At 44.6% G+C, this 3,386-nt stretch carries 5 protein-coding genes and 1 pseudogene; 4 read left to right on the top strand and 2 right to left on the bottom strand.

The window, feature by feature from the left end:
- Positions 1-94: 94 nt before the first annotated feature.
- Positions 95-235: pseudogene (locus F6K20_RS30295) on the top strand (IS630-like element ISMae26 family transposase); the annotation flags it as partial.
- Positions 236-959: 724 nt separating this feature from the next.
- Here F6K20_RS30295 and F6K20_RS30300 read toward each other — a convergent pair.
- On the bottom strand, positions 960-1,187 hold the full coding sequence (locus F6K20_RS30300) for a hypothetical protein (RefSeq protein ID WP_287265385.1): 228 nt from the start codon (positions 1,185-1,187) through the stop codon (positions 960-962).
- A 637-nt stretch (positions 1,188-1,824) separates the two neighbouring features.
- Here F6K20_RS30300 and F6K20_RS30305 point away from each other — a divergent pair.
- From F6K20_RS30305 to F6K20_RS30315, 3 genes are read left to right on the top strand one after another with little or no spacing between them, the layout of a single operon-like run.
- Positions 1,825-2,127: a hypothetical protein gene (locus F6K20_RS30305; protein WP_161603160.1), complete on the top strand. Its 303-nt coding sequence runs from the start codon at positions 1,825-1,827 to the stop codon at positions 2,125-2,127.
- A gap of 18 nt (positions 2,128-2,145) precedes the next feature.
- Entirely contained in the window at positions 2,146-2,544 is a 399-nt protein-coding gene (locus tag F6K20_RS30310) for a hypothetical protein (RefSeq protein WP_008183801.1), read from the top strand.
- A gap of 6 nt (positions 2,545-2,550) precedes the next feature.
- Positions 2,551-2,841 carry a hypothetical protein gene (locus F6K20_RS30315; protein ID WP_287297182.1) on the top strand — a complete coding sequence of 97 codons (291 nt, stop codon included), beginning with the start codon at positions 2,551-2,553 and terminating at the stop codon, positions 2,839-2,841.
- A 68-nt stretch (positions 2,842-2,909) separates the two neighbouring features.
- Here the strand turns inward: F6K20_RS30315 and F6K20_RS30320 are convergent.
- Positions 2,910-3,386 (bottom strand): hypothetical protein (locus F6K20_RS30320; RefSeq protein ID WP_287297183.1); only part of this gene is annotated, 477 nt, incomplete at its 5' end.

Below are 3,386 nucleotides of genomic sequence, written 5' to 3' on the forward strand. Positions count from 1 at the left end.
TCCCCCTACTCTCCCAAATTTTCGCGGTGCGACCCCGCACTTTTTCAAAGCTAAGCGTGAACGCGCACCAAGAGAACCGATATAAAATTTTTGATCAAAAGTTAAAAGTACTTTAAAAAAAATCGGAGCAAGAACCTATAAAGATTTAATTGATGGGATTACCTCCGCAATGCTGAAGGTGACTCAAGAAAATATTCATAACTGGTTAACTCATTGTTGTTACTGTACCTCATGAGTCCTAGAAACGCTATATCCTGACAAGTCTCCAGAAGAGTCAACTGACTTTATAATTGTCTTGATGCAGTCGCTTTATGGGAATCGTTGGGGTATTGAAACAATGTTCAAACATTACAAAACTGGATAATATAATCTGACAAAATACGATAGTTAATAAGCCGCGTTTTATGGCTATTATTTCGCTCATTACTCTCGCTTATAACCTAGCCAGTTTCCAGGGAAAATATTTCCCAAAAAAAAATGAGAGTTAATGAGTATATTTGTCGCCCGAATGAAAAGAAACGTTCTGTTAAAATACACAGTTATTTTTGGATAGGATTATATGGGTCTCTATGGGTTGAATCGATCCATGGAACTTTGGTCAGACCTCGCTACTGATCTGATGAATCTCAAACCTCATAAACACCTCAATTTTATCAAAGGCATAAAAGCTCTATCCCTTATACAGTCTATTATACAGTCTATCTTTCTTGTAGCTGTATTTTCACCCCTTAAGGGTACTTCCAAGGAATGGGAGCCCCTTAAGGAGTATGGGTTAGGAGTGGAGTGTTACAGCGGTTTTCAAGATAGTTTACTACAGGTCATTGTTGAGCCGAATAGCAAGTCAATACAATTTTGTATTCCATCAACTTGAAAAGCGCTATAAGGCTTGAGTTAGTCTCTGATAACAAAACAGTTAATGCGCTTTTTTCCACTCCAATCGCTACATGGGTAGCACTTAATCAGAAATCACACGGATGACATTCGGCATAATCCCACCATGATACAACACCGGGTTGAGCAAAGCAGGCTTCAATAGGATTATCAGCCTCAAGAACTGGTATGCCGGAACAATTTGGAGTGCTGAATCCCAGATAATTCCCTGCCATGGCCGATCCCGATGTAAAAAGCATCATGGTAAACAGACATGCGATGGCTGTGACAACTGTCTTTTTCACTAAATTTAACATTGGATTTGTCCTCTGTTTCGTGTTGTTTATTTTTGCTCAATTACCTGAGTGATTCTAACTCCCAGAGAAAGCTTTGACCACATTGGACTCAAGCTTTATCCCTTGTCATCTTCGTCACTCTCATCTACCAGACGTTTTCCTTGTTGATTTTCTGAATTTTTTACCCGCATTCCCGTTTTTTTTACGTATACCCCATCCAAGTCAATCCCTTTCCCTCGTCTGCCTGCCTCCTCTTACGGAAGTTCTCGCTTTCCATTTTTAGCCCGTCAAAGTCAGGTCGGGATGAGATTATTCGGAAAACCTGCTTTCCTGTAGCTATTCGGGAAAGAGCGATCGCCCTGGCTGCCTGACACAAGTGGCTCAAAGCTTGCAATGACGTTGTTTGCTAGAATTGGGGCAGAGTGATAGGCAAGCGCAAGAGTCACTACACAACTAGCTCAACAGCAAGCATGTCTTACTCTACCCAACTTTATAATCAGCTATTTAACTTTTTGCGTCAATACAGCCGCTACCGCGTACTGCGTCATATCAAAGCTAATGCTTGGATGGTGTTCGCGTAGCGTGGCCTTTTGGCCAGCGCCTTAATCTGTAGTGGATAGTTTTGCCAACCGGCCACCGGAGCCTTATGTCCCGAGTCGTGCCAAATTTGCCCAAAGTGTTGAACGCGCCTTGGCAGCGCTTTTTGAGCAATACTCGCCATTTGTGTGAAGTCGCGCTTATTTTCCCCGCTTTTTTACTCGCCTTAAAAGATTGGCAGTCTCACCGTCTAGATCTTGCCCTCGATACCACAGTCAATTGGAATCGCTACTGTATGATTCATCTATCGGTGGTCTGTTGTGGTCGCGCCGTACCATTCCTATGGCGGGTACTGGAACACAACAGCGCGGCAGTAGCCTTCGATACATATCGACCCAAGTTACGTCGAAGCCAGTGGCTATGAAGTCAACATCCTGATGTGATGTTGAAAGCCCATCGGGGCAAAGCAAACCACGATCTGATTAGTTGGTTACAAGCTAGCAATTGGCACTACTGCCTACGATTGCCCTGTGATGTACTGCTTCATGGCCCCCATCGCTATCCCGTTGAAGTCAGCTATCTCTGGCCACCATTAGGAGAAGCTGTCTTTTATCGTAATGTTGGTCTATGGCTTGATGGAGTACATCGTTGTAATCTTGTATTAGCCAAGGTCAAAGGGGTCAAGGAGCCCTGGGCCGTTATTACCGATCAGCCTCCCACCTTACTTTCTTTGTGGCAATACGGTTTGCGTTTTAGGGTAGAGGAACTATTTATAGAATCGCAAATCCGGAGCCAAAGAAGCTCGAAGACTCTCGCATTCGCTCAGCTGTTGCACGCTTAGCGGCTTATGCCCGTGGCTGCCGTGGCCTTGCTTTACGCCACCACCGCCCGTGGCATGGCTGTTCTTCTTGTTGGCTTACGGCGACAGGTAGATCCCCATTGGTTTCGAGGCCTCAGCTATCTCAAAATTGGTCTGCGTTGGCTCAAGGGCGTAGTCAATAAAGGTCGGCTACTTTTAACGCCAGTACCATTGTTGCCTCTTGATCCACAACCATGCTTTGCTAGCCATCAAGCCAAGTCTGATTACTACGACCAGATCTGGTTTTCGCGCATCCGGTCATTACAGTGTAGAACCTGATCAGCCTAGTTTTCACACAGATGTGTCAGGCAGTCAGGCGATCGCCCCCTTAATTTTCATTCAATCTCTCATCCCGTGTCAAACTCATAGGACTTACGAAGTTGAGTTGGTTTTGCCCCCCTAAACACCCAATTTTGGAGAATAATGATGTCAAAGTTACCCATAATTTGGTTATTTAGGGGGCTTTGCGTAAGTCCTGACTCAGCAACAAAACAGACTGTATTGACAATAGCGTCAGCTTTCCACAAATCCTGTTCTGTCTTTTCTAGATGGGTAAGCTCTTGATAAAAACCCCTTATCAACCTAGAGCGCCCTCGTTCCAGTAACGAAGCGATCGCCCCTCCCTTTTCTGTCCATATATCATCCCTTGTAGAATCCTGCAAGGAAACAGGAGCCATCCTCGAATTTGGGACTATCCACTTTTGCCCCATAGCAATTTCAGGATGGGTAAGCTCTCGATAAAAATGCAAACTAAACCTATTGCGCAATTGCTTGGATAACGAAGCGATCGCCCCTCCCCTTTCCGCCCAAGTTTCATCCAAAGA

Source organism: Moorena sp. SIO2C4 (assembly GCF_010672485.1).
Taxonomy (GTDB): domain Bacteria; phylum Cyanobacteriota; class Cyanobacteriia; order Cyanobacteriales; family Coleofasciculaceae; genus Moorena; species Moorena producens.

Coding starts and splice junctions, on each gene's coding strand:
- F6K20_RS30310 (WP_008183801.1), top strand. CDS start 2,146: ATGTTGAAAGCCCATCGGGGCAAAGCAAACCACGATCTGATTAGTTGG.
- F6K20_RS30315 (WP_287297182.1), top strand. CDS start 2,551: ATGCCCGTGGCTGCCGTGGCCTTGCTTTACGCCACCACCGCCCGTGGC.
- F6K20_RS30300 (WP_287265385.1), bottom strand. CDS start 1,187: ATGTTAAATTTAGTGAAAAAGACAGTTGTCACAGCCATCGCATGTCTG.